At 71.6% G+C, this 23,744-nt stretch carries 18 protein-coding genes; 13 read left to right on the top strand and 5 right to left on the bottom strand.

All coding sequences use genetic code 11. From position 1 onward, the window contains the following. Positions 1–3 precede the first annotated feature (3 nt). The 10 genes from POL25_RS19210 to POL25_RS19165 all read left to right on the top strand — a co-directional run bounded on the left by POL25_RS19210 (position 4) and on the right by POL25_RS19165 (position 12,657). The gene (locus tag POL25_RS19210) at positions 4–864 is read left to right on the top strand and encodes an Fpg/Nei family DNA glycosylase (protein ID WP_272087553.1); all 861 of its coding nucleotides are present in this window, start codon (positions 4–6) and stop codon (positions 862–864) included. A gap of 226 nt (positions 865–1,090) precedes the next feature. Then, positions 1,091–1,552: a hypothetical protein gene (locus POL25_RS19205; RefSeq protein ID WP_272087552.1), complete on the top strand. Its 462-nt coding sequence runs from the start codon at positions 1,091–1,093 to the stop codon at positions 1,550–1,552. A gap of 9 nt (positions 1,553–1,561) precedes the next feature. Continuing rightward, a complete protein-coding gene (locus tag POL25_RS19200) occupies positions 1,562–1,963 on the top strand; it encodes a hypothetical protein (protein WP_272087551.1) in 402 nt (133 codons plus the stop codon). Positions 1,964–2,403: 440 nt separating this feature from the next. Beyond that, positions 2,404–2,802 carry a zinc finger domain-containing protein gene (locus POL25_RS44415; protein WP_272087550.1) on the top strand — a complete coding sequence of 133 codons (399 nt, stop codon included), beginning with the start codon at positions 2,404–2,406 and terminating at the stop codon, positions 2,800–2,802. A gap of 120 nt (positions 2,803–2,922) precedes the next feature. Beyond that, entirely contained in the window at positions 2,923–3,264 is a 342-nt protein-coding gene (locus POL25_RS19190; protein ID WP_272087549.1) for a hypothetical protein, read from the top strand. Between the two features lie 223 nt (positions 3,265–3,487). After that, complete coding sequence (locus POL25_RS19185; protein WP_272087548.1) at positions 3,488–4,348, top strand: hypothetical protein; 861 nt, start codon at positions 3,488–3,490, stop codon at positions 4,346–4,348. 935 nt (positions 4,349–5,283) lie between these two features. Continuing rightward, positions 5,284–7,413, top strand: coding sequence for a glycogen debranching protein GlgX (glgX, locus tag POL25_RS19180; protein WP_272087547.1), 2,130 nt, complete (start codon positions 5,284–5,286; stop codon positions 7,411–7,413). 67 nt (positions 7,414–7,480) lie between these two features. After that, a complete protein-coding gene (gene treZ, locus POL25_RS19175) occupies positions 7,481–9,286 on the top strand; it encodes a malto-oligosyltrehalose trehalohydrolase (protein ID WP_272087546.1) in 1,806 nt (601 codons plus the stop codon). Continuing rightward, positions 9,283–12,099: a malto-oligosyltrehalose synthase gene (treY, locus tag POL25_RS19170; protein ID WP_272087545.1), complete on the top strand. Its 2,817-nt coding sequence runs from the start codon at positions 9,283–9,285 to the stop codon at positions 12,097–12,099. The genes treZ and treY overlap by 4 nt, the downstream gene beginning before the upstream one ends. A gap of 69 nt (positions 12,100–12,168) precedes the next feature. Beyond that, entirely contained in the window at positions 12,169–12,657 is a 489-nt protein-coding gene (locus tag POL25_RS19165; RefSeq protein ID WP_272087544.1) for a hypothetical protein, read from the top strand. Between the two features lie 96 nt (positions 12,658–12,753). Here POL25_RS19165 and POL25_RS19160 read toward each other — a convergent pair whose 3' ends face one another. Further along, positions 12,754–13,107, bottom strand: a complete 354-nt coding sequence (locus tag POL25_RS19160) for a hypothetical protein (protein WP_272087543.1) — start codon at positions 13,105–13,107, stop codon at positions 12,754–12,756. A 114-nt stretch (positions 13,108–13,221) separates the two neighbouring features. Between POL25_RS19160 and POL25_RS19155 the strand changes: the two genes are divergently transcribed. Then, positions 13,222–15,033: an NHL repeat-containing protein gene (locus tag POL25_RS19155; RefSeq protein WP_272087542.1), complete on the top strand. Its 1,812-nt coding sequence runs from the start codon at positions 13,222–13,224 to the stop codon at positions 15,031–15,033. A 447-nt stretch (positions 15,034–15,480) separates the two neighbouring features. Here POL25_RS19155 and POL25_RS19150 read toward each other — a convergent pair whose 3' ends face one another. Beyond that, positions 15,481–15,906: a sporulation protein gene (locus tag POL25_RS19150; RefSeq protein WP_272087541.1), complete on the bottom strand. Its 426-nt coding sequence runs from the start codon at positions 15,904–15,906 to the stop codon at positions 15,481–15,483. Between the two features lie 110 nt (positions 15,907–16,016). Between POL25_RS19150 and POL25_RS19145 the strand changes: the two genes are divergently transcribed. Further along, on the top strand, positions 16,017–16,823 hold the full coding sequence (locus tag POL25_RS19145) for a YoaK family protein (RefSeq protein ID WP_272087540.1): 807 nt from the start codon (positions 16,017–16,019) through the stop codon (positions 16,821–16,823). 59 nt (positions 16,824–16,882) lie between these two features. Here the strand turns inward: POL25_RS19145 and POL25_RS19140 are convergent, their stop codons facing one another. After that, on the bottom strand, positions 16,883–18,178 hold the full coding sequence (locus tag POL25_RS19140) for a metal-dependent hydrolase family protein (RefSeq protein WP_272087539.1): 1,296 nt from the start codon (positions 18,176–18,178) through the stop codon (positions 16,883–16,885). 169 nt (positions 18,179–18,347) lie between these two features. Here POL25_RS19140 and POL25_RS19135 point away from each other — a divergent pair, with 169 nt between their 5' ends. Further along, positions 18,348–20,552, top strand: coding sequence for a hypothetical protein (locus POL25_RS19135; protein WP_272087538.1), 2,205 nt, complete (start codon positions 18,348–18,350; stop codon positions 20,550–20,552). Positions 20,553–20,698: 146 nt separating this feature from the next. On the opposite strand, the gene POL25_RS19130 is transcribed toward POL25_RS19135, so the two are convergent. Together POL25_RS19130 and POL25_RS19125 are read right to left on the bottom strand one after the other, a co-directional pair. Further along, a complete protein-coding gene (locus POL25_RS19130; RefSeq protein ID WP_272087537.1) occupies positions 20,699–22,189 on the bottom strand; it encodes a hypothetical protein in 1,491 nt (496 codons plus the stop codon). A 371-nt stretch (positions 22,190–22,560) separates the two neighbouring features. Next, complete coding sequence (locus POL25_RS19125; protein ID WP_272087536.1) at positions 22,561–23,670, bottom strand: M20/M25/M40 family metallo-hydrolase; 1,110 nt, start codon at positions 23,668–23,670, stop codon at positions 22,561–22,563. Positions 23,671–23,744 lie beyond the last annotated feature (74 nt).

Raw genomic sequence — 23,744 nt, 5'->3', positions numbered from 1 at the left:
CCCGTGCCCGAGGGCGACACACTCTTCAAGGTCGCGGCCCGCCTGCAGGTCATGGTCGGCCAGACCGTCACCCGCTTCGAATCGGTGATCCCCGAGGTCGCGCCCGTCGGCCGCACGCTCACAACCATCGAGGCCCGCGGCAAGAACCTGCTCATCTGGTTCGACGCCACCCACGCGCTCTACACCCATTTGCGCATGGAGGGCAGCTGGCACCTCTATCGCCCGCAGGTCGCGTGGCGCAAGCCCGCCACCGCCGCCCGCGCCGTCGTCGGCACCGCCGAATGGCTCGCCGTCTGCTTCTACGCCCCCGTCGTCGAGTGGCTCAGCGCCTGGGAGGTCGAGCACCACCCCGTGCTGTCCGCGCTCGGCCCCGACCTGCTCGGCCCCGACGATCCTGACCAGACCGTCGCGCTCGCCCTCGAGCGCCTGCGCAACGACCCCAAGCGCCCGCTCGGCGAGGCCATGCTCGACCAGCGCCTCGTCGCCGGCCTCGGCAACGTCTACAAGAGCGAGCTGCTGTTCATGGAGCGCCTCGACCCGTTCAAGCCCGTCGGCGAGTACGACGATCCGACCCTTCGACGATTGCTGGAAGCCGGCCGCAAATGGATGCGCCGCAACCTCGGCGCCGGCCCGCGCAAGACCCGATGGGACAGCGGCGGCGCCAACACCTGGGTCTACAACCGCTCGGGCGAGCTGTGCCCCCGCTGCAACACCCCGATCGCCATGCGCCGCCAGGGCACCCTCGGCCGCACCACCTATTATTGCCCGCGCTGCCAGGGCGTCGGCAACAATGCGTCGACGACGACGTCGACCCCCGCCGCCCCGCCCCGCGGCCGCGTCCTCGTCCGCGGCCCAGCCCGCTGAAACCCCGGCCCGCGCGGCGCTGGTCGAGGCCCGCGCGGCCACGGCCCGGGTGGCCGGCAGCGCCGCCGCAGTCGCCGAGCTCGACGCCCGGCTCGCGGCGCTGGGCGCGCACGCCGACGCGAAAAAAAATCGTATCGCGGTCTGATCAAAACGGAGGGGCCCGCGACTCCCCAGGCAAGGCGGCGCGCGGCGGATGAATCACCGCAGCGCCGAACAGGAGCGCACCATGTCCAACACCGTACTGACCGCGATCTTCACCAACTACTCCTCGACCCAGTGGCAACGCGACGTGATGGGGTGGCAGACCCAGGCAGGCGTGGCCGGCATCAGCCAGCAGCCGCCGACCTCGCTGCAGGCCTATGCGGGCTCGGGCGTCCTCCAATACCAGCAAGACCTGGGCGGCTCGATCGCCGACGGCGACGCCGGGATCTGGTGCTGCTGGAACAACGGCAGCCAGCGGTTCGGCATCAAGCTGTGGGCGGGGATGCAGGTCATCGGCATGGGCGACCGGCCCTACTGGTACCACATGAACGATTCGTCGCTGGACAACAGCAACATCAATTGGGTGCAGCTCTCCGACCCCTCGGACAACTACACCTGGCCGTCGAGCCTCGGCTTCAAGATCACCGCCGTGCCGACCTCGTCGCACTCCAGCCTGTCGGTGACCGTCACCATCCAGGACGCCTGAGGAGATACCATGCCTGCTCTGCTGATTCAGATCATCGACAACCAGTGGGTCGCCGAGGTCGCGAATACCAATATTCGCTACAACTTCCTCGGCGCCAACCTCGGGTCCCAGACCCAGCACGTGCAGTACCTCGCCGGCAACATGGCCTACAACGGCGAGGACATGGCCGAGTTCAACCGCCTGCTCCCCAACGCGCTCGACCTCGACGGCGTCGCGGCGGACGTGGTGACGCAGCAGCTCTACGCCGGGACCGACATGATCAACTACGCGGGCCGGATCGTCTACAGCGCGGTCGGCGACGAGATGCTGATCGACGATCTGGTCGAGGCCGGCGAGGCGCTGTGCATCGCGCTCGGCATGTTCCCGGCCGCGCTCGCGCGTCCGTCGTCCGGCGCGCGCGCGACGGGATAGCCGCCGGCCTCGCACCGCGCCCCATCAGGGCATCACGGCGCAGAGGCCGACGTCCTCGAGGCCGGGCGGCTCGTGACCCGCCTCGTACCAGGCGACGCACGCCAGGCCCTGGCCGGGGCAGGTGTTCGGCTCGGTGAGGTCGCAGAACGGCAGGCAAACCCGGCCAAGAAATGATCGAGGCGCCGGGCACGGCGGCCGACCGCTGTGTCGGCGCAGGCCGACCTCGTGGTCCCGCCAGCGAGGCGCCCGTCGATTCGCATTGCTGTCACGTGTGGTGACGTACGATTCGTCATCCTGGTCGGCGTCATCGAGGGCCTCCGTAGGCCCCGCAGCAAGCACCCGATCGAGCGACGGATCCAGTCGTCGGCGACGCGCCGATACGCGGACGAAGGGGCGACACGACACACCCGCCGCGCCCCGGCGCGAGGAGGCGCTGACCCGTGCCCGAGGGCGACACCCTCTTCAAGGTCGCGGCCCGCCTGCAGGTCATGGTCGGCCAGACCGTCACCCGCTTCGAATCGGTGATCCCCGAGGTCGCGCCCGTCGGCCGCACGCTCACCACCATCGAGGCCCGCAAATGGATGCGCCGCAACCTCGGCGCCGGCCCGCGCAAGACCCGATGGGACAGCGGCGGCGCCAACGCCTGGGTCTACAACCGCTCGGGCGAGCTTTGCCCCCGCTGCAACACCCCGATCGCCATGCGCCGCCAGGGCACCCTCGGCCGCACCACCTATTATTGCCCGCGCTGCCAGGGCGTCGGCAACAATGCGTCGACGACGACGTCGACCCCCGCCGCCCCGCCCCGCGGCCGCGTCCTCGTCCGCGGCCCAGCCCGCTGAACACTACCGCGCCCACCGGCCTCGTCGACGGCGCCCTCGCGTAGCTCCCGTTGATCCCCGGATCGGCTTGCCGCTCGCCCCGACCCGCACCACGGTTCTCTCCCCGGAGGAAGAGCACCCATGAGCAACAACGGTCCGAACCAAAATCAGCCCAATGACGCCAATCAGGGCCCCGACATCAGCCGGCCCAGCGACGCCAATCAAGGCATCGGCGGCAACCCGTCCGGCGGCGACCAGGGCAACGACCAACTCACGAATACAAATCCGCGGACCGGCGGCAGTCAGCCCAGCGACGCCAACCAGCAGGTCGGCGGCAACCAGGCCAACGCCGGCAACCAGGGCGGCGGCAACCAGGGCGGCGGCAAACAGGGCGGCGGTACTCAGGGTGGCGGCGGCAAACAGGGCGGCGGCGGCAACGAGTCGGGAGGCGGTCGCGACAACAACCCGCCCGCGAAGAAGTGATCGGCCAGATGGCGAGCGAGTGTCCCATGGGGCCCCATGGGGCCCTCGCTCGCGGTCCATCGCGCGGTGCCGCGACTTTATTCGACAATTTTGCGGCACGTCGGTTGCTCAACCAGCCACGAGTCTGACGCACCGACGATCGCTCGCGGATAGGCCGCTCGCATCGTCGTGCATCTCGTGAATGGACCAACCAATGACGATGCAATCGATTGTTTCGCGGATGATGACCAAGGTGGCTGTGGGTGCGCTGGTGCTGGCGCCCGCGTGTGACCCGGACACGGCGCCGGAGAGCAACAATGAGGTGGTGTTCGACGCCGACGACGCGCCGGTGTCGGACGAGCCGATCGGCACCGTGCTGGCCTCGATCGAGGGGGCCCAGGGGGCGCGGCTCACCTTCCTCGACCTCGAGGATGGCATCGCGGTGTTGGAGACCCGCAGCGCGCGGCAACCGTCGGCGCTGATCAAGGTCCAGGCCGAGGACCCGACCCCGCTCGAGATCTACCTCGCCGCCGAGGGCGACGAGCCGGCCGTGCTCGCGCGCCTGACCCTGCACCACGACGAGGTCGCCAAGCAGCCGCCGCGGCCCCTGAAGGCCAACCCGCGGGTGACGATGTCGCCGGAGGACCTCAGCGAGGAGGGCTTCCACCCGATCGGCGGCTACTGCACTGCCACCAATTGGGTCAACTCGTGGCACGCCGACCTGAACCCCCTCAGCCAGTACGACGCCGCCGACCACTACGTGCAGGAGTACCTCGCGTCGCCGCTGTACTTCGCCCCGGGGTCCAGCCCCAACACCAAGACCTGGATCGGCGGTTGCGTCGCCGATCACAACGGCAGCGAAGACGTCGACGACAAGTGGCTGCGCATCGAGAAGCTGCAAAGCGGCGTGTGGAGCACCGTGGAGACCCACTTCCTCGACGCCGCCCCGAACTCGCAGCAGGACGCCTACACCTTCTACGCGTACCACCCCGGCGGCGCGCGCTACCGCGGCCGGCTGTCGAACTTCGTCAACAACGACCCGCCGGTCGACCCTGACTACGGCTGGGGCCTGGCCTGGACCCCGTACACGATCATCAACCCCTGACGCGAGCCCCGACGTACTCTGTACGTTGCCCTTGCGACATGCTCCAAAAGACATGTCGCAAGGGCGCCGCGCGCTGGTGTTCGCGCGCGGCGTCCCGCCGAGTCCCTACGACCTGCCGCTTGCGTCGCCAGCCCGCAGACCTGGCGTCGACGACCGAGGCGCCCGTCGATTCGCATTGCTTCCAAGCACGGCGAGTTCGTACGATTGCCCGTCACTCATGGTCAGTGTCATCGAGGGCGTCCTTAGGCCCCGCAGCAAGCACCCGACCCAGCGACGAATCCAGTCGACGGCGGCGCGCAGATACGCGGACCAGCGTGGTAAGGCCAAGGATGCCCAACACGCCCAGCGCCTTCGTCCACCAGCCCGGGTAGAAGATGAAGAGTAGGAACGTCAGCCGCTGCAGCAGATGTACGGTGTCCCGCGAAGTCACCTGTTCTGCGCCCCTGACACGCCCTTCCATGCCTCCGCCGTCCGCCGCCGGGTGCGCTCGCGTCCGAATCAGCCGCCGCCCTGTACCACCACGGTGAGCCATCGAACCCGAGCCAGCAGGCGGGGCCTGCGACCGCGACCCGGTGCACCCGTGGCCAGACCGAGCTCCCGCAGCTCGAACCCCGCGGCTCGCGCTCGGCACGCGCAGCACCCCATCGCACCACCAAACGCCGGCCCATATTCCGCGCTGGGCTCCGCGCGCCTCACGCCAACCGCATCCTGTCACCGCTGAAAGCCTGACCCGTGCCGCCCAGACTGCCGCCGGCGAGCGAATCCCGGACAGTGTTTGCTCGCCTCGGATTTCTCGCCACGTCTCTCACCGGACCCAGGCGCGACAGGCCACGGACCGACATGACCCAGCGACTCCATCCCGCGAAAAAGCCCGTCGATCTCCCCCCGCGCGCCTCCCTCACCGTCCTCCCGCGATCGTGACAGCGAGGCCTGCCATGCGCGTCCGACCTGGCAATGCCTATCCGCTCGGAGCGACCTGGGACGGTCGCACCGGCGTCAATTTTGCCCTCTACAGCGAGCACGCCTCGCGCGTCGAGCTCGTCCTCGTCGACGACCAGGGCGGCGAGCAGCGCGTCCCCTTGCGCGAGCGCACCGCCTTTGTCTGGCACGCCTTTGTCGAGGGCGTCGGTCCGGGCCAGCTCTACGGTTACCACGTCTACGGCCCCTGGGCCCCCGAGGAGGGCCTGCGCTTCAACCCGCGCAACCTCCTCACCGACCCGTACGCCAAGGCCTTCAGCGGCGTCACCCGCTGGGAGGACGGCACCTTCTCCTACGACATCGCCAGCGACAACCCTGACCGCGACTTGCTCGCCAACCCGCGCGAGAGCTACGGCGTCCCGCTGGCCGTCGTCATCGATCCCGGCTTCGACTGGCAGGACGACGCGCGCCCGCACGTCCCGCTGCACAAGACCATCATCTACGAGACCCACGTCAAGGGGCTCACCATGCGCCACCCCGAGGTCCCGCCCGAGCTGCGCGGCACCTACCTCGGCGTCGCCAGCCCGCCGATCGTGCGGCATCTGACCCAGCTCGGCGTCACCGCCGTCGAGCTGCTGCCGGTCCATCAATTCGTCGACGACAAGTTCTTGCTCGACCGCGGCCTGCGCAATTACTGGGGCTACAACACCATCGGCTTCTTCGCCCCCGACGTGCGCTACCGCAGCGGCGCGCAGGTCGCCGCCGAGGTCCAGCAATTCAAGGAGATGGTGCGCGCATTGCACCGGGCCGGCATCGAGGTCATCCTCGACGTCGTCTACAACCATACCGCCGAGGGCAACCACCTCGGCCCGACCTTCAGCTTCCGCGGCATCGACAACCCCACCTATTACCGGCTCGTGCCCGGCGACCCGCGCTACTACTACGATTACACCGGCACCGGCAACAGCCTCAACGTCCGCCACCCGCAGACCTTGCAGCTCATCATGGACTCGCTGCGCTACTGGGTGCTCGAGATGCACGTCGACGGGTTCCGCTTCGACCTCGCCGCCACCCTCGCGCGCGGCCTCTACGAGGTCGACCAGCTGTCGTCCTTCTTCACCATCATCCACCAGGACCCGGTCATCAGCCAGGTCAAGCTGATCGCCGAGCCGTGGGACCTCGGCGAGGGCGGCTATCACGTCGGCAACTTCCCGGTCCGCTGGGCCGAGTGGAACGGCAAGTACCGCGACACCATGCGCGCCTTCTGGCGCGGCGACGGCGGCGTCGCCGGCGACCTCGGCTATCGCCTCTCGGGCAGCAGCGACCTCTACCAAAACGACGGCCGCCGCCCCTACTCGAGCGTCAACTTCGTCACCGCCCACGACGGCTTCACCCTCGCCGACCTCGTCGCCTACGATCACAAGCACAACGAGGCCAACCGCGAGGACAACCGCGACGGCAGCGATCACGACCTGTCGTGGAATTGCGGCGCCGAGGGCCCGACCGACGACCCGCGGGTGCTCGCGCTGCGGCGCCGGCAGCAGCGGAACTTCCTGGCCACCTTGCTGCTGTCGCAGGGCACGCCGATGATCGCCGGCGGCGACGAGATCGGCCGCACCCAGGGCGGCAACAACAACGCCTATTGCCAGGACAACGAGATCAGCTGGTACGACTGGGACCTCGACGACGACCGGCGGGCCCTGCTGCGATTCGTCCAGCGGACCATCCGGATCTACCACGAGCACCCCGCCCTCCAGCGGTCCAAGTTCTTCAAGGGCCGCAAGATCCGCGGCAGCGACGTCCATGACATCCTGTGGCTCCGGCCGGACGGCGAGGGCCTGTCCGACGACGACTGGCAGAGCCCGACCACCCAGAGCCTCGGCATGTTCCTCGCCGGCCGCGGCGTCGACGACGTCGACGACGACGGCGAGCCGATCCGCGACGATGACCTCCTGCTGGTCCTCAACGGCGGCCAGGATCCCGTCGAGTTCGTGCTGCCGTCGCTGCACGCCACCTGGGAGCGCCTCCTCGACACCGCCGACGACGACGCTCGCGGCGTGATCGCCGGCGGCGACCTGGCCCGGCTCCCGCCCAGGACCCTGCTCCTGCTGCGCGGCGTCGACCCGGAGCCGCCGCGCGACACATGACCCTTTCGCCATGTCCCACGGCACATGACCCTTTCGCCATGTCCGATCGCGGACCCCGAGCTGCCCCATGACCCATGATCCTTCCGCCCTGTCCGACCTCGGCGCCGCGCTCGTCGACGGCGGCGTCCGCTTCCGCGTGTGGACCACCCGCGCGACCGAAGTCGCCGTCGTCCTCTACGACCGGGCCGACGACGGCTCGCCCGTCGCCCGCGAGGCCCGCCCGCTCGAGCCGCGCGGCGACGGCCTGTTCGAGGCCTTCTACGACCTCCCCGAGGGCACCCTCTACCGCTTCAAGCTGGGCGACGCCGAGGTCCCCGACCCCTACGCGCGCGCCCTCCCGTTCGGCCTCCACGGCCCCGCCGAGGTCGTGCGCGGTCATTACCAGCCGCGCGCCACCGACTGGCGCCCGCGGCCGCTGGCCGACTGCGTCCTCTACGAGCTCCACATCGGCACCTTCACCCCCGAGGGCACCTTCGCCGCCGCTGCTGCCAGGCTGCCGCTGCTCGCCGAGCTCGGCATCACCGCGATCGAGCTGATGCCGCTGTCGAGCTTCCCCGGCGCGCGCGGCTGGGGCTACGACGGCGTCGCCCACTTCGCGCCGTACGCCGGCTACGGCCCGGCCGACGACCTGCGCGCCCTCGTCGAAGTCGCCCACGGCCTCGGCATGAACGTCCTCCTCGACGTCGTCTACAACCACTTCGGCCCCGAGGGTAACTACCTCTCGAGCTACGCCCCCGAGTACTTCGCCCACGACGTCCAGACCCCCTGGGGCGACGCCCTCAACTTCGCCACCCCGGCGATGCGGCGGCTCGTCCTCGACAACGTCCGCTACTGGCTCACCGAGTTCGGCTTCGACGGCCTGCGCCTCGACGCCACCCACGCCATGGTCGATCCGACCGAGCGCCCGATCCTCGCCGAGCTCACCGCCGACGTCCGCGGCGCCCCCGACCACCGGATCCTCATCGCCGAGGACGAGACCAACGATCCCGCCATCGTCCTCGGCGTCGGCCTCGACGCCATCTGGGCCGATGATTTCCACCACAGCCTCCACGTCGTCCTCACCGGCGAGCGCGACGGCTACTACGGCGCCTTCGAGCCCAGCGTCCAGGACCTCGCCCGCTGCATCGAGCGCGGCTTCCTCTACGAGGGTCAGGCCTGGCCGCCGTCCGGCAAGCCGCGCGGCGCCGACGCCAGCGGCCTGCCCGCGCCCGCCTTCGTCTACTGCCTGCAGAACCATGACCAGGTCGGCAACCGGGCCCTCGGCGAGCGCCTTCACCACCTCACGAGCCTCGACAAGTACTGCGCCGCCTCGGCCCTGCTGCTGTTCTTGCCGATGACCCCCTTGCTGTGGATGGGCCAGGAGTGGGCCGCCAGCGCCCCCTGGCTGTTCTTCACCGATCACCCGCAGGAGCTCGGCGAGAAGGTCACCGCCGGTCGCCGCGCCGAGTTCCAGCTGTTCGCCGCCTTCCACGATCCCGAGCAGCAGGCCAAGATCCCCGACCCGCAGGACCCCGCCACCTTCGAGCGCTCGCGCCTCGACTGGTCCGAGCGCGACGCCGGCGAGCACGCCGGCGTGCTCGCCCTCTACCGCGCCCTGCTGCACCTGCGCCGCGACGATCCGACCCTCCGCCAACAGGACCGATCGAACATGTCCGTCGGGACAGTCGGAGACCACGTCCTGTGGGTCTTGCGACGCGGCCCCGCTGGCGACCGCGTGCTCGTCATCGACTTCGGCCCCGAACCGCAGGCCCACCCGCCGGGCCCGCCGCCCGGCCGCGAGTGGCAGCTCTTGCTCACCAGCGGCGGCGAGGTCCACCCCGACCTGCCGCCTGCGCGCGCGGCCATCTACGGCGCCAGCGGAGACGCGACGTGACGGTCCCCGCCTCGACCTATCGCCTGCAGCTGCACGGCGAGTTCGGCTTCGGCGCCGCCGCGGCGATCACCGACTACCTCGACGCCCTCGGCGTCGACGCCGTCTACACCTCGCCGTACCTGCACGCCGAGCGCGGCAGCACCCACGGCTACAACATCGTCGACCACACCCGCCTCGGCCCCGAGCTCGGTGACGAGGCCGCCTACGACGCCTGGACCGACGACCTCAAGGCCCGCGGCCTCGGCCACGTGCTCGACTTCGTGCCCAACCACATGGGCATCGGCAGCGGCGAGAACCGCCTGTGGAACGACGTGCTCGAGAGCGGCGAGGCCTCGCTGTGCGAGGGCTGGTTCGACATCGAGTGGGCGCCGCCGAAGATCGGCATGGCCGGCAAGCTGCTCCTGCCGATCCTCGGGCGTCAGTTCGGCGAGGCGCTCGAGGCCGGCGAGCTCGCGGTCGTGCGCGACGGCGGCAGCTTCTTCGTCGCCTACTACGAGCGCCGCCTCCCGGTCGCCGTCAAGTCGCTCGCCCTCGTCCTCCGCCCCGCGCTCGCTCGCCTCGAGCTGCCGGCCGACGACCCCTCGCTGGCCGAGCTCCACAGCATCTCCACCGCCATCGAGCACCTGCCCGGCGAGGCCAGCACTCCGCCCGCCGCGCGCGAAGATCGGGCCCGCGAAAAAGAGGTCATCAAGCGCCGCCTCGGCGCCCTGCTCGCCGACTCCGAGGTCATCGCCGCCGCCGTCGACGCCACCCTCGCCGAGCTCGCCGGCGCACCCGGCGACCCGCGCAGCTTCGACGCCCTCGAGGCGTTCCTCGGCGAGCAGGTCTACCGCCTCAGCTTCTGGCGCGTCGCCACCGAGGAGATCAACTACCGCCGCTTCTTCGACGTGAACGAGCTCGCCGCCGTCAAGATGGAGGACCCCGCCGTCTTCGCCGCCGCGCACGCGCTCGTCCTGCGCAAGATCGCCGAGGGCCGGATCACCGGCCTCCGCCTCGATCACACCGACGGCCTCTACGATCCCGCCGCCTACTTCGAGGCCCTGCAGGCCGAGGCCCGCGCCCACGCCCCCGAAGGCGGCGCCCCGCCCTGGCTCGTGATCGAGAAGATCTTGGAGCCCGGCGAGCAGCTCCCGTCGCACTGGCAGGTCGACGGCACCACCGGCTACGATTTCCTCGGCGTCGTCAACGGCCTGTGGATCCGCCCCGACGCCGGGCCCAAGCTCACCAACTTCTATCACCGCTTCATCGCCACCGAGCGCGACTACGACGCCGTCGCCTACGCCTCGCGGATCGCCATCCTGCGCGCCAGCCTCTCGAGCGAGATCCACATGCTCGCCCACCGGCTCGAGCGCATCGCCCAGACCCGCCGGCGCTCCCGCGACTTCACCCGCGCCAGCCTCACCACCGCGATCGTCGAGACCATCGCCGCCTTCCCGGTCTACCGCACCTACGTGCGGCCCGACGGCACCCGCACCGCCAGCGACGACGCCTGCATCGACCGCGCTCTGCGACGGGCCCGGCGCCGCCGCCCCGACGTCGACCCCAGCGTGTTCGAGTTCTTGCGCGACCTGCTGATGCTGCATCACCTGCCCGAAGAGCCAGGTGAACGCGCCGAGCAGGTGCGCTTCGCCATGCGCTTCGCCCAGCTCACCGGCCCCGTGATCGCCAAGGGCGTCGAGGACACCGCGCTCTACCGCTACAACCGCCTGGTCTGCCTCAACGAGGTCGGCTGCGACCCGGCGATCTTCGGCGCCGGCACCGACGTCTTCCACGCCCACAACCGGCGCCAGCGGCAGCGGTTCCCGCGGACCATGACCACCACCGCCACCCACGACACCAAGCGCGGCGAGGACGTGCGCGCGCGGCTGGCCGTGCTGTCGGAGCTGCCCGACGAGTGGCGGCGCGCCGTCTCGGCCTGGAGTCGCCTGGCGCGGCCGCACAAGACCGAGGTCGACGACGCGCTCGCGCCCAGCCGCAACGACGCCTACCTGTTCTATCAGACCGTCGTCGGCGCCCTCCCGCTGGACGAGCTCGGCGACGGCGACAGCGTCCCGCCCGGCTTCGTCGATCGCGTCGGCGCCTACATGGAAAAGGCCACCCGCGAGGCCAAGGAGCACACCTCGTGGATCGCCGGCAACCCCGCCTACGAGGCCGCGCTGCAGCGGTTCGTGCGCGAGATGCTGGCCCACCCCGGCTTCGTCGGCCCGGCCGCCGCGCTGGCGCGCAAGCTCTCGACCCACGGCGCCGTCAACAGCCTCGCCCAGCTGTGCCTGCGGCTCGCCTCGCCCGGCGTGCCCGACACCTACCAGGGCGGCGAGCTGTGGGACTTCTCGCTGGTCGACCCCGACAACCGCCGGCCCGTCGACTACGAGCGGCGCCGCGGGGCGCTCGCCGACATCCGGGCCCAGGCCGCCGATCCCGCCGCCCGCGCCCGCGATCTGCTGGCCAGCTACCTCGACGGCCGGATCAAGCTCATGGTCCTGCACCTCGGCCTGACCCACCGCCGCCAGCACCGCGCCCTCTACCTCGAGGGCAGCTACGCCCCGATCGCCGGCGGCAGGCACGTCGTCGCCTTCCGCCGCGCCCACGGCGACCAGGAGCTCGTCTGCGTGGTCCCCCGGCTCGCCTACACGATGACCGGTGGTCGCCACCCGTGGCCGCTGGGCGCCGCCTGGGGCGACCAGGCGCTGGCTCTCGGCCGGGCCGGGACCTGGCGCGACCTGCTGACTGGCGCCGAGCACCGCGGCGCGGCCCTGCCGCTGGCCGAGGTGTTCGCCGACCTGCCCGTCTCGCTGCTGGTCCGCGAGCCCTGACGCGCCGATGCCTGTCGCCGGCGCCGTGGTTGCTGTACAAACGCGCAGGAAGCAAGGAAGCACCGCATCATGGCGAAAGACACGACCGACCAAACGGACAGCGGCGAAGGCGACGCGCGCCGATGGGTCGCCAGCGGCTTCACGGCCCAGGTGATCAAGAACGAGGACGACGACGGCTGGGCCGTGACGATGACCCGCGACGGCGACGCCGAGCCGGTCCTCACCAGCCCGTGGACCATGGGGCGTGACAAGAAGAACCCCAAGCCGCTCAACCACACCGACTTCAAGACCCTGCTCAAGGGCGCCCTCGACGTCGTCACCCGCCACGAGGCCCACGCCCGGGCCCAGCGCCACCGCAGCGTCACCGTCGTCGACGCCGAGGGCGCCTCGATCCGCGTCGACCTCGACATCGCCCCCGACGAGGACGACCCGCACGCGATGCTCACCGCGTGGGACCCGATCGGCGAGAAGCTGGCCGAGCGCCGCGTCGCCCCCAGCTTCAAGCTCAGCAGCGCCACCGCCAGCCGCTGGATCGCCAGCGGCTTCGGCGACGCGTGACCCGCCGGTTCGCCCCGGGCCGCGCCGGGCGAATGCGACGACTCGGCGCCCCGGCGACGACCGCCGGTCCGACGAATGAGCCGGGTCGCGCCCGGCTCATTCGCCGAACACGCACGCCAGCCCGTCGCGCGTCAGCAGCGTGCGGTCCACCGATTGACCGGTCGCCCAGGTCAGCGTGATCGCGGCCACCTGCGCGTACGCCCCGTCCTGCCACGGCCGCAGCTCCGCCCCGTTCGCGTCGCGCGTCCGCACCGAGTACGTCGGCGCCCAGCCCGAGTGGAACGCCCGATTCGCCCGGCACAGCGCCGCCGTCTCCGCCTCCGCCGTCTCCGCCCCCGCGATCGAGCGCGCCAGCCCGGCCACCACCGCGTACGGGTAAGCGAAGTAGCCCGTCACCGCCAGCGCCACCACGATTGCGATCACGAGCCAGCGCGCGCGGGGACGAGCCATCGATCGCCATGGTAATCGATCTGGCCGCGCGGGTTTGGCATCACCCTGCACGAATCACACGAGCGCGCGTTTGTCCCGGCAACATCGGCGTTCTGCGCGGGTTATAGGCCAGCCATGCCCTGGACTCGCTGGCTGCGCCTCACCCCCCTCGTCCTCGCCGCGTGCCCTGGCGACCCTGTCGCTGCCACCGACACCGACCCCGCCGACACCACCGCGCAGGCCGGGACCGCGAGCGAATCGACCACCGCGATCGCGCCCACCACCGGCGCGGGCAGCGAGACCACCACCGAGTCCACCACCTCCACGGGCGAACCCACCACCGCCGTCGACCCGACCACCAGCACCACCCAGGGCACAACAACCACCACCACGGAGACCACCACGACCTCCGTCACCACCGACTCCACCACGACCACCGACGCCACCGACACCGGCGTCGTCGGCGAATGTGTCCCCGGGGACATGCAGGACTGCTACAGCGGCCCTGACGGCACCCTCGACGTCGGCGAGTGCCACGGCGGCCAGAAGACCTGCGGCCCTGAGCAGCTGTGGGGACCCTGCCTCGGCGAGGTCGTCCCGGCCCGCGACACCTGCGAAGCGCCCGGCGACGAGAGCTGCGACGGCCTCGACCCGTGCCAGGGCGACGGCGCATACGCCTGGGGCCTCACCTTCGGCGAGGCCGGCAACGACGAGGGCGACAGGGTCGCCTTTGACGGCGAAGGCAACCTCGTGCTCGCCGCGTGGAGCAACGGCGACGTCGACTTCGGCGGCGGCCCGCTGGTCCACGCCGGCTACGACGTCTTGCTCGCCAAGTTCGCCCCCGACGGCGCCCTCCTGTGGGCCAAGCGCTTCGGCGACGGCGATTACCAGGGCGGTCCCGAATACGGCCTCGCCATCGCCGGCGACGGCGACATCGTCCTCGGCGGCGTCTTCCACGGCGACCTCGATTTCGGCGGCGGCCCGCTCAAAAATCCCACCGCCCAGGCCGACCTGTTCCTCGCCCGCCTCGACGGCGACGGCCAGCACCAGTGGAGCCATTCGTTCCATTCCGGCGACGACGCCACCATCGTCGATCTGGCGATCGATCCGTCCGGCGACATCCTGCTCACCGGCGCCTTCGTCGGCTCGCTCGCTCTCGGCGGTCCGACCCTCCTCGGCGCCGGCGCCAACGACCTGTTCGTCGCCAAGTTCACCGGCGCCGGCGCGCACGCGTGGAGCCGCGGCTTCGGCGACCCGCAGTGGCAGATCGGCATGGGCATCGGCGCCGACGCGGCCGGCGACATCTACGTCACCGGCGGCATGCGCGGCAGCTTCGATCCCGGCACCGGCCCGCTCGTCAGCGCGGGCCTCGAGGACATCTTCCTCATCAAGTTCGACCCGTCCGGGGCCGCCAAGTGGGGCAAGCGCTGGGGCGACGTCGGCAGCCAGGCCATCCGCGGCCTCGCGGTCGACAGCAAGGGCCGCGTCAGCCTCACCGGTGGCACGAGCGGCGTCCTCGACTTCGGCGGCGGGCCGCTGGAGGGCCCCAACGTCGTCAGCTACCTGGCCCAGTTCGACGGCGACGGCGCCCATCTGTGGAGCCGCGAGCTGTGCGAGGGCGGCTCGATCGCCGAGCACGTCGCCGTCGACGGCCTCGACAACCTCGCCGTCATCGGCACCTTTTACAATTCCTGCGACCTCGGCGGCGGCCCGCTGATGGCCCTCGACAACCGCGACGTGTTCGTCGCCAAGTTTGGCCCGCTCGGCCAGCACGGGTGGAGCAAGCGGCTCGGCGGCCCGCAGGAGCAGCGCGACACCCACGTCGCCGCCGCCGACGCCGGCTCGGTCGCCGCCACCGGTCATTTTAATAACGGCATCGACCTCGGCGCCGGCAACCAGCCCAGCCACGGCGGCCGCGACGGCTACGTCGTCGTGCTCGACCCGTGATCCTCGCGTTCGTCGTGCGCGTGCTCCTGGGACCCCGCGACGGCCGTCGCTCGCCCGTGCCCCCACAGCCGCGCCACCCTCCCGTGTTCGGCCCACGCCGGGGGGAGTTCACGCCGCGCAAGATCCAGCCCTCGCCGCGCTCGCCGAGACAGCCGTCCGGCCGCGCTGGCGACAATGACAGCACCGCAACAATGACGGCACCGCAACAATGACGGCACCGCAACAATGACAGCGGGCCTCGGACTTTCTCTGCTGTCATCATTGCACCCCGGGCGGACGACCCCGCGAGCACGAGCGCGTCCTCCGCCTCGGCGACGGATTCGTCGTACTTGTTTTCGGCTGCTCGTCTCCGCCCTGCGCGCCGACCTGCGCTCGCTCACGAAAAAATTCGCCGAGCCGTCCGCCCTTGTGCCGTCCTGGGGCGCGCCGCGGCGGAGGCGCGGGCGCTCAGGCAACCACTTCGAGGGGCAGCTCGGCGCGCGGGTCGACGCCGGCGATCGACACCTCGGCGAGCAGCGCGTAGGCCCGCGGCCCCTGGCTCGGCTCGATCGTCGCGGGCAGCGGCAGCGTGAACTCTCGCGTGACTCGCTCGCCGATGCGCAGCACCGGCGGGTCGAGCGGCAGCTCGGCGGCGGCCAGGCTCCGCTCGCTCACCCGGTCCGGCGGCGCCGCGGCGCTCGGCACCTTGTGCGTGAGGTGCTGCTCGTCGAAGCGGAGCATCACGCGCTCGACCGGCACCTCGTACTCTCCGCCCTGCAGCACCAGGGTGCCACGGAGGACCTCCCCCGCGCGCACCGGACCCACGACGCCCTCGATGGCGATGGTGGGCGTACCAATCCCTACCGCGCTCTTCAATCGGTGGATGAAATTCATCGTCTCGCGACTATACTACGAGCGCAAGAAGGAGCGAGTGCTCCCGCCAATGGTGGCACCCCGCCTGCGCGCTCCGGAATAGCTTCTCCGCTTTCTCCAAACGCGAAACGATGCTGACGCTCTACCGCCCCGAATCGATCTTCTCGCCCCGGCACATCCCGAGCTGGCTGCTTTTTACCTTCGCCGCCGGCGCCGTGAACGCCGCGGCGCTGCTCGCCTGCCAGACCTACGTGACACACGTGACAGGAACCGTCACGCGCCTGGGTATGGAAGTCGTGCACCTGATGCCGCTCCTCGACTTCGCGCTGGTGCTGAGCTGCTTCATCGGCGGGGCGATGCTCTCGGGCCTGCTCATCAACGGCCGGGCGCACCAGAACAAGCGGCCGCGGTTCAGCGTGCCGCTGTGGATCTCCTTCTCCCTGGTCCTGTTCACCGCGATCGCCGGGCATTTCGGGCTGCTCGGGGTGTTCGGCGGGCCCGTCATCGTCCCGGCCGACTTCATCCTGCTGTCGATCCTCAGCTTCGCCATGGGCCTGCAGAACGCCGCCATCGCTACCAGCACCGGCCTGCTCGTCCGCACCACCCACCTCACCGGCCCCGCCACCGACCTCGGCATCCACCTGGCCGAGTTGATGTTCAGCAAGGACGAAGCGCTCGCGCTGGCCAAGCGCCACGCGGCCCTGCGCGCCGGCAAGATCGCCGCCTTCGCCGCTGGCGCCGCCGTGACCGTCCCGATCGCCCACCGCGTCGAGTTCCTGGTGTTCCTGATGCCCGCGTCGCTGATGCTGCTGGCGATCATCCTCAGCTTCTTGCCCGAGAACATGCGCCAGGAGGCCCGCGCCCGCATCGAAGAGATGCGCCACGCCTCCCGCCAGCGCACCGGCGCCGACGTCCCCGGCCCCGTGCCCGCCGAGTGAACGGCCCGGGCATTCATGCCACATGTCTCCGGAGACATGTGGCATGATTCCATCGCCCGTCATCGGCGGTGGATCGCCCCGCCCTTCATGACGAAGCGGACCTGCCGGACCGCCGAGATCGTGCGGGTCGGGTCGCCCTCGACGGCCACCAGGTCGGCGAGCAGCCCGACCTTGACCTGGCCGATGCTGTCGGCCATGTGAAGCATCCGCGCGTTGACCGACGTGGCCGCGCGCAGGGCCTGGATCGGCTTCATCCCGTAGTCGACCATGAGCTCGAGCTCGCGCGCGTTGTCGCCGTGGCGGAACACCCCGACGTCGCTGCCGAAGCAGATCGGCACCCCGGCGGTCAGCGCCGCGCGGAAGCTGGCCCGCTTGTCGCGGATCGCCTGCGGCTCGGGCCCGACGCCCGGCTTCCAGCCGGCGTACTGCTGGACCGCGTCGGTGGCCGCCAGCGTCGGGCACAGGTAGACCCCGCGCTTCGCCATCAGCTTGAACACCTCCGCGGTCCCGCCGTCGCCGTGCTCGATCGTCTCCGCCCCGGCCAGCACCGCCCGCTTCATGCCCTCCGGCGTGCTCGCGTGGACCACCACCGGCCGCCGGCCGTCGCGCGCCGTCGCCACGATCCGCTGCATCTCCGCCAATGAGAACGTCGGCAGCGCCTCGCCCTTCGGCCCCCACGCGTAATCGCCGTACACCTTGATCCAATCGGCCCCGCGGGCGATCTGGCCGCGCACCACCCGGACCAGGTCCTCGCCGTCGGCCTCCTCCGCGCCCTGCGGCACGTGCCACGCCGGCGCGAAGCCCCGCGGCGCGTAGGTCCCGGTGGCGACGATCGCCCGCGTCGTCGTCACCACCCGCGGCCCGGGGATGATGCCCTGCCGGATCGCCTGCTTGAGCCCCACGTCGGCCTCCGCCGCGCCCTCGGTGCCGAGGTCGCGCACCGTCGTGAACCCGGCCAGCAGCGCATCGCGGGCGTGGTTGGTGGCCCGGGCCACGCGCACCGTCAGCGGCTCGCGCAGCACCTGGTCGTTCCACGACGTCTCGTCATACGGGTGCAGCAGCAGGTGCGAGTGGCCCTCGATGAGCCCGGGCAGCAGCGTGGTGTTCGCCAGCTCGATCGGCTCCGCGTCGGCCGGCACGCCGACCTGCGCCGCCGGCCCGACCGCCGCGATCCGCTCGCCGCGGACCAGCACGACCCAGCCCTCGCGCGCCGCCTCGCCGTCGAACACCCGCGCCGGCCGCAGCAAGTACGCCTTATCGGGCACCGGCGCCGGCGCGGCGGCCGAGGCGGCAGGCTGTCCCCAAAGACATGTGATGGCGAGCGCGAGGGCGGCGAGGGCGGCGAGGCGGCGCATGGCGGTCCCGTGGATCGTAAGCCGATCGCCGCGCCTCGTCTCCCGCTCGCGCCCCCGGCCGCGCCGGGCCACGGCCAGGCCGCCCCCGACCGTCGCTCCGCGGCCCCCGCCTCCCCGCGCCCCCAGCCGATGCGCAGGACCTCGATGATAGGATGGCCGGCGCCCCCCCATGTCGACCGCCACTTACTCCGTCAAAGTCGCCGCGCTCAAGGGCGCCGAGATCAAGCTGACCGTGCGCTCGCTCGAGAAGGACGTCGTCTCCTTCTGCCCGATCTTCGCCCTGCGGCTGCTCGACGGCCTCGGCGCCGCCGGCCCGATCGCCCGCGCCAACGACCAGGATCCCCACGCGACCGCCGGCGAGCTCCACGACTACGTGGCCGAGTGCCTGGTGTCGGCGCGCAGCACCGTCCCCAAGGCCAGCGCCACCTTCACCCTCGTGGTCCGCGACGCTGCCTGGCTGCAGGGGATCAAGAAGGGCGACGGCCGCGACACCGCCGCCTATCCCGCGCCGATGCGGCGGATGGGCGCCGCCTTCGTCGCCGACGATGCCCAGGTCGTGGTCGCCCGCGACAGCGGCGCGATCGAGGCCTACGAGGTCGCGCAGAAGCGCGGCCGCGCCAGCGTGGGCAAGCCGACCTGGGCCGCGCAGCACCTCGGCCTGCGCGCGTTCACGGCGCTCGCGGAGGACGTGCTCGTCACCCTCGGTCGCGCCGAGCTGCGCGCCCATCGCGACGGCGAGCCGATCGCCGACCTGTCCTTCGAGACAGGCGTTCAGGCGACCGCGCTCGCGGCCGCCGGCGCGCGGGCGCTGATCGGCTTCGACGACGGCAGCGTCGCCGCCTGGCAGCCCGGCAAGGACGCCGCGCTGGTGCCCCTCGGTCGCGTCGAAGGCCCGGTGGTCGGCCTCGCGGCGGTCGGCGAGGACGCGATCGCGGTCGCCACCGCCGGCGCGGTCGCGGTGCTGCGCGCGGGCGCGGTCGCCTCGACCCTGCCGTCGACCGACGGCCCGATCACCGCGATCGCGCCAGGCCTCGCCGCCGGTCAGTTCGTGTTCGGCACTGCCGCCGGCGAGGTGGTGTGGGCCGACGTGGAAGGCACGATCGCGCGCAAGCTGCAGACGCGGATCCAGCAAGACTGCGCGGTCGGCATGATGCACCGCGACGCCAGCGGCACGCTGGCCGCGCTCGCGCGCCGCGGCGGCCAGCTGTTCGTGGCCACGCTCGAGCCCGAGGGCCTGCGCTTCGCCGGCCCGATCGCCGAGGTCGATCAGATCAGCTCCGCCGGCGCCTCCGACGGCCTGATCGCCCGCGTCCACGAGGACCAGGTGCTCCACCTCGGCCACGACGGCGCGGTCCGGTTCCGCCAGACCCTGCCGAAGGGCGCGGTCCGGGCCGCGCACATGTCCCCGCCGCTGTACGAGCCTCAGGTCACGCGCGACGGCAGCGGCCTGATCCTCGGCTTCACCGAAGTCGAGAAGGGCGTCGCCCTGCGCTCGCCCGCCGGCGTCGAGCTGGCCCGCGGCATCGATTGGGGCGCCTCGCACGCGTTCAGCGGCGCCGTCCCGCTCGGCCGCGACGCCGCGCTGGCGTGGTTCAACAACGACGACGCCTTCCGCCTGACCGCCGCCGGGGCCGAGCAGTTGGCGATCCGGATCCACCACGCCGCGCCGATCGAGCGCACCGGCGGCGTGTTCGCGCTGCTGCGCGAGGAGGACCGCAGCGGCCGGCTGGTCGAGCTCGACGCCGAGGGCCGCGAGCTCGCCCAGCTCGGCGTGGTCTCGTCCGATGATTTCCTCAGCTCGGGCAACCTGCTGGCCAGCGACGACGGCTCGCTGTTCAAGGCCGACGTCTACGACTCGCAGCGCGGGCGCCACGTGTCGCGCTGCTGGCTGCGCGAGGGCGCGGGCTTCCGCGAGGTCGCGGCCCCGTGGGGCGAGTACGAGTCGCCGCGCTTCTCGGCCGACGGCCAGCGGGTCGCCTGGACCGCCCGCAAGGACGACGCGCTGGTCCTCCACGACATCCGCGCCGGCCGCGAGCTGGCCCGCAGGACCCTGAAGAACGCCTGGCTGTTCGAGTTCGACGGCGCCGGCCGCCTGGTGGTCGAGAGCGACGACCGTCACCTGTGGTTCGACGCCGAGGGCCGCCCCTGCGGCGAGCAGACCCTGCCCGCCGGCGAGGTCGTGCAACCGCCCGTGACCCACTTGCTGGCCACCGGCAGCGAGCGCGGCGTGGTCGTCGTCACCCCGCTGCACGCGTTCGTGCTCGCCGCCGAGGGCGACCCGCAGCCGCTCCCCGACGCCGCGCCGCTGGCGGCCACCGGCAAGCTGGTGGCCTACGACCACCGCTGGCCGCTGGCGCTCGCCGACCTGGGCTGACATCTGACTCTCGGGACATGCCCGAATGGGCATGCCCACAAGAGCATGCCCTCAAGGACATGTCCTGGCGAGCATGCTCTTACGAACACATCACGCCGGCGACCCCGGGCGCCCGCCCCTCCGGGCACCGCGCCCGGCCCTGCGCCTCACGGCGTGAGGCACCACAGCGTCGAGCGGTCGATGCCCGCCTTGTACGCCACGTAGCCGGCGACCTGCGGCGCCTCGCACTGCGACTGCGCCGGCAGGAACGGCAGGCACGTCGACACCAGCGGGCCGTCGTTGCCGTCGTCGTCGTAGCAGTGCCCCGGCCGGCCCTCGCCGCCGCAGTACAGCGCCGCCGGGTTGTCGACGCACGGCTCGCCGAGCGGCGCCGGGTCGATGCCGCTGTTCTGCAGCAGCGCCTCGGGCAGGCACATGTTGTAGCCGCCGCCGCAGTGGGTGCCCGCGGGACAGCCCGGCGCGTCGGACAGCACGTCACAGACCTGGCCGCACTCGTGGCCGTCGCCGAAATCGACGCAGCGCAGGCCGAGCCCGCAGTCCGAGTCCCAGCCGTTGGGGTCGACCAGAGCGCACGTCTCACCCTCGACCTTGGCCCCGCCGGTCACGCACACGCCGTCGCTGCCGATCGCGTTGACCGGCATGCAGAACTGCTCCGCAGCGCACGCATCGTCGGTGAACGGGGCGCAGCCGCTGGGCCGCCGCACGTCGTACTCGGCCTCCTCGATCCAGTAGCAGGCCCCGCCCATCACCGGCTCGAGCAGGTCGCCGACCTTCACCATCTCGCGCAGCTCGACGTGGCGCACGCGGCCGTGGGTCTGGTGCGGCGTCACCAGGTCGAAGATCTCGAGCTCGCCGGCGACGGCCGTGAACACCTTGGTGTAGGCGTTCATCGCCAGGTCCTCCTGGTAGACCACGGCGGCGTTGCTGATCGGCACGTAAAGCTGGACGTTGTTGGGGACCGCATGGTTGGGGTCCGGATCCAGCGCGTGCACGCCGACGCCGAGGTCGCCGTCGAAGAGGATCCGCAGCAGGTCGAACAGCGCCGGATCGGCGGTGATGCTGGCCTGCCCCGCGGGCGTGCGCACGAGCGGCACCGGCCCGGCGCTCTCGAGCTGGTGCTCCTGCTGGCTCAGCAGCTCGACGCCGAAGATCGGCAGCTCCTCGCAGTCCTCGGGCTTGATCGGCCCGCCGGTCGTGGTGTCCTCGGTGGTCGTCTCGCCGGTCGTGGTGTCGGTCGTGTCGGTCCCGGTGGTGGTGGTCTCCTCCACCACGCCGGTCGTGGTCGTCGTCTCGGCGCTGGTGGTGTCGACCGTGGTCGCCTCGGTCGTGGTGGTGTCGACCGTCGTCGCCTCGGTCGTGGTCGTCGTCTCGTCCTCCGTCGTGCTGGTCGGCCCGGCGGTGGTCGGGTCGATCGTCGTCGAGGTCGTCAGGCCGCCGGTCTCGCTCGGGTCGACGGTGGTGGGACCCGCCGTCTCCGTGCCCGCATCGGTGCCGGTGTCGGTGCCGGTCTCGGTCTCGGTCCCGGTCGAGGTGCCGGAGTCGGCCGGGCAACCCAGCGCGACCAGCGAGGCGCTGAATGTAAACAGGGCGCCGGCCGAGAGGCGCGGCAGGGCGTATGTCGAGATGGCCTTAATCATGCGCGGTCCATATCCGTCAACCGTGGCCATTTGGCAATGGCGGCCCCCGGGAATTTCGCCGGCGCGAATGCAAGCACCCGCGCCACGGGCCGCGCAGCGGCCGAACCGGGGCCTTTGCGCGGGCCCGCCCCGCCCCGCCCGTATGGCCGGGTCGTACGATTGCCCATTGGGAGCAGCGCGCCGCCCGGCGGCTGACAGGGTGATACCCCGACCGTCGCTATGGGCGAGCGCCCCGCTGCGCCGGCGTTGCGGTCGACCCCGCCATTGACCGGAGTTCACGCACGGGCCCCTCGCCGGCCTCATGCGAGGCCGGGCCCAATGCAGCGAGTCGCCGCGCGAACGCCCGATCGATCGATCGCGCGCCCCGGCGGTCACATCCCGAGAGCGACCGCGCTGGCCTCGACGGTCGCGCGCGTCACCGCGGCCGCGAACTCGAGGTCGAGGTTGGCGACCTCGTCCTCGCCGGCCATGCAATGATAATTGGCGTAGCGGAACTCGCTGGTGTCGGTGAGGAACACCGCCGGATAGCCCGCGTCCCAGAACGGGGCGTGATCGGAGCGCCGCAGGTCGGCGAACAGGTCCGACGACTCCTGGCCGGCGGGCAGCTCGATGAGCGCGCGGCGCAGGCCGATGCGGTCGGCCGCCGCCGCGTAGGCGGTCGCGTGGGCGTTGGCCTTGGCGCTGCTGATGATGGCGATGAAGTCGCCGCGGAACTGGTTGGCCTCGAGCTCGGCGTAGGCCTCGGCGAACACCAGCCCGAAGCCGGTGGGCACCGTCTGGCTGTTCTCGGCGGTCGAGGTGTAGCCGATCATGTCGAAGTTGAAGTCGACGACGATCTCGTCGCCCGCCGTCTTGGCGGCCGCCACGTAGGCCTCCGAGCCGATGAGCCCGTCCTCCTCCTCGTCCCAGCAGGCGATGTGGACCGTGCGGTCGAACTCGACCTTGGCCAGGAGCCGCGCGATCTCGAGGGTCGCCGCCACGCCGCTGGCGTTGTCGTCGGCGCCGCGACAATTCGAGATGTGATCGTAGTGGGCGGCCACCAGCACGATCTGCTCCGGGTTCACCGTGCCGAGCCGCCGGCCGACCACGTTGACGCCGCTGCCGTAGTCCATCAGCTGGACCTGATAGCCGAGCTCGCTCAGCCGTTCGGCGCACAGGTCCTGGACCGCCTTCCAGTGCGGCGTGCCCGGGGTGCGGATGTCGGCGATGAATTTCAGATCCTCGGCGTACGCGACCGGGTCAGAGCAATCGGCCAGCGCCTGCGGCGAGGCGACGCACGGGTCGAGCTCGCCGGTGGTCGGCTCCGCGGTCGTCGTCGCTTCCGCGGTGGTGGTCCCGGTCGGGGCGGCCGTCGAGGCGTCGGTCGTCGAGGTCGAGTTCGCCGTCGTCGCGGCCGTGAGCGAGTCGCCCGCGCCGGGCTGCCCGCAGCCGAGTCCACACACGAGCACCAAGCAGGAGGTCCGCCGCAGGTCGAGGGTCATCGTGCGGCCAGCCTACCACGACGCCGCGCGGGCCTGTTCGCGGACCGGCCGGGCCCCGAGACCGCCGCGTGGAC

Origin of the sequence: Nannocystis bainbridge (assembly GCF_028368995.1) — a bacterium.
Lineage (GTDB): Bacteria > Myxococcota_A > Polyangia > Nannocystales > Nannocystaceae > Nannocystis > Nannocystis bainbridge.
The sequence above is the reverse complement of the archived record's forward strand: the minus strand, read 5'-3'. Positions and strand labels throughout refer to the sequence as shown.